This is a genomic window from Protofrankia sp. Cr1, from assembly GCF_963555865.1.
In the GTDB taxonomy this organism is placed as follows: domain Bacteria; phylum Actinomycetota; class Actinomycetes; order Frankiales; family Frankiaceae; genus Protofrankia.
Genome location: NZ_CAUVXO010000107.1, coordinates 1 through 4,767, shown reverse-complemented (window position 1 = coordinate 4,767; position 4,767 = coordinate 1). Strand labels below are relative to the sequence as shown.

Annotated in this window: 5 protein-coding genes and 1 pseudogene; 4 read left to right on the top strand and 2 right to left on the bottom strand. The window is 68.1% G+C overall.

Annotated features, from left to right (window positions below):
- A pseudogene (locus tag U9980_RS28520) lies at positions 1-125 on the top strand (RNA polymerase sigma factor); the annotation flags it as partial.
- An 822-nt stretch (positions 126-947) separates the two neighbouring features.
- Here U9980_RS28520 and U9980_RS11240 read toward each other — a convergent pair.
- Positions 948-1,946 carry an NADP-dependent oxidoreductase gene (locus tag U9980_RS11240; RefSeq protein WP_322767864.1) on the bottom strand — a complete coding sequence of 333 codons (999 nt, stop codon included), beginning with the start codon at positions 1,944-1,946 and terminating at the stop codon, positions 948-950.
- Positions 1,947-2,094: 148 nt separating this feature from the next.
- Between U9980_RS11240 and U9980_RS11235 the strand changes: the two genes are divergently transcribed.
- Positions 2,095-2,787 carry a TetR/AcrR family transcriptional regulator gene (locus U9980_RS11235; protein ID WP_322767863.1) on the top strand — a complete coding sequence of 231 codons (693 nt, stop codon included), beginning with the start codon at positions 2,095-2,097 and terminating at the stop codon, positions 2,785-2,787.
- A gap of 282 nt (positions 2,788-3,069) precedes the next feature.
- On the top strand, positions 3,070-3,315 hold the full coding sequence (locus U9980_RS11230) for a hypothetical protein (protein ID WP_322767862.1): 246 nt from the start codon (positions 3,070-3,072) through the stop codon (positions 3,313-3,315).
- 230 nt (positions 3,316-3,545) lie between these two features.
- Here the strand turns inward: U9980_RS11230 and U9980_RS11225 are convergent, their stop codons facing one another.
- Positions 3,546-3,848 (bottom strand): hypothetical protein, encoded by a 303-nt coding sequence (locus U9980_RS11225; protein ID WP_322767861.1) that lies wholly within the window; start codon positions 3,846-3,848, stop codon positions 3,546-3,548.
- A 71-nt stretch (positions 3,849-3,919) separates the two neighbouring features.
- On the opposite strand from U9980_RS11225, the gene U9980_RS11220 reads away from it, so the two are divergent.
- Positions 3,920-4,735, top strand: coding sequence for an oxidoreductase (locus tag U9980_RS11220; RefSeq protein ID WP_322767860.1), 816 nt, complete (start codon positions 3,920-3,922; stop codon positions 4,733-4,735).
- Positions 4,736-4,767 lie beyond the last annotated feature (32 nt).

Below are 4,767 nucleotides of genomic sequence, written 5' to 3'. Positions count from 1 at the left end.
CCCACATCCTGCGCCGGCTGGGCCGAAGTCAGCAGTCGCGCGCGGCGTACGACAAAGCCATCAAACTGGCGGGCAACACCGCCGAGATCGCCTACCTGACCCGCCGCCGCGACCAGCTGGGGTAGCGCCCGCGAGTCCCGATCGAAACCCCGTGCAAAGCGGCGGCCGGCCTCGGGGCACCCTGCCGATGCACTTCGCAACATGGTGTGGGACGCGGCCAGCGGCCAACCCGTCGGCACCCCCTGACCGGCCGCACTCCCTGATTCAGTTCGAAACCCCACTAAACCGGCACCACGCCGCGAGATCAAGCACACTCAAACTCGGCTAGATCCGCGGGTTCGATCAGTCATGGCTGGCGGCGCACGCCCATGACGCCTCGGCGCCGGGCAACAGACAACGAGGAGCCGATCGGGTCCACAGGAGATGTGGATCTTGACCGTGCTAGAAGTGATCGTTTACCTGTGCAGCCAGCCTGCGTGCCGAGCCTCCGGTCGGCGATCCCAGCCCGCGGACCGAGCTTCTTGACCGCAGAGGGGAACGGCACCAGTGCCTTCGAGCGGCTCCGCGACGACCTGCGCCCACTCGTCAAATACCGCGACATGAAGGTCCAGTTCGTCGCGCCACCCGTCAACGGCCGAGCCCTCCCGAGCGAGGTAGCCCACGGCGCACGTGCCGTCGTCCGAGACGCGATCCTTACCCTGATCGACCAGTCAGGCGTCACCAGGATCCGCGTCCAGTGGGACTGCGACGGCAAGAACCTCCTCATCGACGTCCGCGACAACGGCCCGGGCCAGCTGTCGATCGACAGCGTCCAGCTTCAGCCCCTCAGGCAGCGGGTCATCGCGCTCAACGGGCGGATGACGTGGAGGGTCATGATCACCAACCGCGTGGCCGGCGGGGTCGGGACCGCGCTGCCATGGCGATTCCGGTTGCGGTCATGGCACCCCTCATCGCATCGAGATGACGACCTTCCCGTGGGCGCGGCCCTGCTCGACATACGCGAGCGCGTCGAGGGTCTGGTCGAACGGGAAGGTCCGGTCGATGACCGACCGGAGCCGGCCGGCGTCGTAGAGGGCGGCGAGTTCGCGCAGCTGTGTACCGTCGGCCCGCATGAAGAAGAACGAGTAGCGCACCCCGAGGTCCTTGGCCTGTTTGCGGACCTTGCGGCTGAGCAGCGCCATCACCGGGCCCATGAACATGGGGGCGTCGACTTGCCCGGCGAAGGCTGCGTCGGGCGGGCCGGTGACACCGACGGCCAGTCCACCGGGCTTGAGCACGGTCAGAGACTTGGTGAGGTTCTCGCCACCCAGGGAGTCCAGCACGAGGTCGTAGCCGGAGAGGACGTCGGCGAAGTCCTGTTTCTGGTAGTCCACGACGATGTCGGCGCCGAGACCCCGCACCCGATCAGCGTCGGCCCCGGCCGCGGTCGTCGCCACACGGGCACCGAGGTGCTTGGCGAGCTGGATGACGGTCGATCCCAGCCCGCCGGCGCCGGCGTGGACGAGGACGTCCTGGCCCGGCTGCACGTGCGCCTGCTCGACGAGGATCTGCCAGGCGGCCAGTGCGACCAGCGGGACAGCGGCCGCCTCGGAAAGCGTCAGCGAGGCGGGCTTGAGCGCGACGTCGTCCTGGTTGATCGCGATGTATTCCGCGAAGGTGCCGATGCGCAGGTCGCGCGGGCGGGCGTAGACCTCGTCACCCACCGTGAAGTCTGTGACAGCGGAACCGACCCGGGTCACCACGCCGGCCACGTCGTGGCCGAGCACGAATGGGTGCCGGTACTTCAACAGCCGTCTGAAGTCGCCGTTGCGGACCATCTTGTCCAGCGGGTTGACGCTGGCGGCGCTGACCTCGACCAGAACGTCCTGCTCGCCGACCGTGGGCTGGGGTATGTCGGCGGCGCGGAGCCCGTCCTGGCCGTACTTCTCGACGACGAACGCCTTCATGGCCGTTCTCCCTGGTGAGTGCGGGTCAACTGCGGGTAGAGCCGCCCGAGCGGATCAGTCAGACCTGCCTTGACGACGACGATAACGAAGTTATATACCCTGGTCAAGCCAGGAGTCCCGCCAGGACTGCACGAGTTGGGGTGGAAACATGGGCGCCATGTCCGAGGACCCAGCGCGGGCCGGCGGTGTGCCGGAGCGGCTCATCCGGGCGACGATCAAGTTGCTGGCCGAGCAGGGGCCGTCGGCCGTCAAGGCACGCACCGTCGCGGCCGAGACCGGGCTGTCGACGATGGTGGTCTACAGCCACTTCGGTGGCATCCCCGAGCTGATCCGGGCCGTCGCGGATCAGGGATTCACCGAACTGGACCGGGCATACTCGCAGGTTCCGCCCACCGACGACGCGGCGGCGGACCTGTTCACGATGGCGTTGACGACCCGGGAGGGCGCCCGCGCCAACCCGCACCTGTACGACCTGATGTTCGGATTGTCGACCCGGGCCACCTACCGGCCGTTGTCGGAATCGGATCTGCGCTACAGCGGCCGGTCACCAGCCTTTCGCGGCGCGTACGCGCACATCACCGAGGCCTGCGCGCGGTTGGTGACTTCCGGCCGTATCCGGCGGCAGGATCCCGACACCGTCGCTGCGCAGTTGTGGATCTTCGCCCACGGCTACATCGACTTAGAACTTGCCGAGCATTTCGCCGGGTTCGACGACCCGGTGGCACAGGTGCTGTTGCCGATGGCGGTGAACCTCACCGTGGGTCTGGGTGACGAGCGACGGCGTTCCCTGGCGTCGCACACGAAGGCGCTACGTCGCTACGACTCGATCGCGCGCAGGTGAGGCACGTCCGGAGCGCGGCCGCCGGGCACGACCTGGTCACACAGGCCACCGAGGAATCCGCTTCCGTCCTCGACGTCACCGGGTTGAACTACGGCGATTCTCGCTAGCCCTGGATCGCGAGCTGTTTCCCAACCGCATCCTCGTCGGCTCCGAGACGTTCGCGACGCGCATCGACGTGCGGTGGCAAGCGGTCACTGAGCACTATTCCGACGCAGACGAGGTCGAGTTGCTGGTGAACGGCCGCTCGGCCGCTCGGCCGCTCGGCCGGCCGGCCGGCCGCCGGTGGGAAAGGAGAAGGCCTTTCTGGCGCGCTTCGAGACTCGCTACCAACCCGGTGAACTGGAGGCCGCACGTGCCGCCGACCTCGGCGAGTTCGCGCGCTGGCACGACGCCGAGCGCCTGGTCGGCAACCTCTACCGGGCATATCGTGAGATGTCCGAGGACCACGCGCGTACACCGATGGACCACGACGCGATGTGGCGGAACACGGTGGCCTGTCTGAGCCGGCCACTGCGTAGCCGCGCCTGACGTTTCTTCTCCGGCCTCTGCCAGGCGGCGGTCCTCCTGGGCCTCGGCGGCCATGGTCCGCGTCCAAGCGTCCTGTCGGCGTCTGGCCCCGGCGCCGGCAGGATCCAGACGCGTGTCGGCGTTCAGTGGAGGCAGCCCGAAAGACTCGGGGACGGCGCCTCCGGTCGGAGCGGACGATCTCGCCCGCTCTGGAGCTCGAGCTGTGTCCTCGTCGCGCGGTGGGCGTACCGCTAACCGACGACGAGCTGGTTCAGCATCGACAGCTCCCGGTGACCGACGCCGTCCACACCGTCGAGACGGATGCGTGACGGCGACATCGTGCAGCTGTACAGGTCGTCGTCACGGGAGATGCCGTGGTGGAGGTCGTTCTGCGGCACGATCGACATCGCGGTGCTGGTGATCGGTACCCCTTCGATGAGCAGGTCGCGTCCGTCGTGCCTGCGCAGGACCATCTCGAAGTCGTCGGGTACGTCCCGCGGGGCGAAGCGTGGAACCGTCAGCGCCTCCGCGTCGTGCGGTCGACTACTTGCCATCCGCCCGTTCTCATGTAGTCTTATGATCGTAAGATAAACGAACGTAATTTAAAAGGAAGTGGGAGTCCGCGATGTCGACAACCCGGCCGGTGGCGCTCGTCACGGGCGCGTCCTCTGGCATTGGCAAGGCAGCCTCACTCGCGCTCGCCCAGGCGGGCTTCGAGGTAACCGGAACGAGCCGGCACACGCGCGGCTTGTCCCCTCAAGACGGCGTGACGTTCCTCGACCTCGACGTGACCAGCGACGAGTCGGTCACCGCCGCGGTCAAGCAGGTGATCGACCGCTTCGGGCGGATCGACGTCCTGGTCAACAACGCCGGCATCGGGTCGGCAGGTGCCGCCGAGGAATTCTCCCTTGCGCAGGACCAGAAGGTGTTCGACGTCAACGTCTTCGGCGTCATCCGGATGATGAGGGCCGTCCTACCGCACATGCGGGCACAGGGAAACGGGCGGATCCTCAACGTCTCGTCCGTCGCGGGCTTCGTCCCGCAGCCCCACATGGCCGTCTATGTCGCGTCCAAGCACGCGGTCGAGGGCTACTCCGAGTCCGTGGACCACGAGGTCCGTGAGCACGGCGTGCGGGTGCTGCTTGTCGAGCCCGCCCCCACCAGCACCCCGTTCGAGGGGAGCGTGGTGCGGGGCGACACCCCCCTGCCGGCCTACGCCCAGCAAGGGCGCATCTTCGAGGAGGTGCTGGCGGAGGGGCTGAAGGGCGGCGACGAGCCCGCCATGGTTGCCAAGGCGATCGTCGCGGCGGCCACCGACCCGAAGCCGAAGCTGCGCTACCCCGCCGGCCCGACCGCCGCACGCATCCGGACGCTGCGCCGCGTCGCCCCCGCCCGGATCTTCGACAAGCAGATCCGCAAGCTCAACCGGCTGCCCGGCTGACGTTGCCATCGGCACACCGGCCTGACTGCGCG

Coding starts and splice junctions, on each gene's coding strand:
- U9980_RS11240 (WP_322767864.1), bottom strand. CDS start 1,946: ATGAAGGCGTTCGTCGTCGAGAAGTACGGCCAGGACGGGCTCCGCGCC.
- U9980_RS11235 (WP_322767863.1), top strand. CDS start 2,095: ATGGGCGCCATGTCCGAGGACCCAGCGCGGGCCGGCGGTGTGCCGGAG.
- U9980_RS11225 (WP_322767861.1), bottom strand. CDS start 3,848: ATGGCAAGTAGTCGACCGCACGACGCGGAGGCGCTGACGGTTCCACGC.
- U9980_RS11220 (WP_322767860.1), top strand. CDS start 3,920: ATGTCGACAACCCGGCCGGTGGCGCTCGTCACGGGCGCGTCCTCTGGC.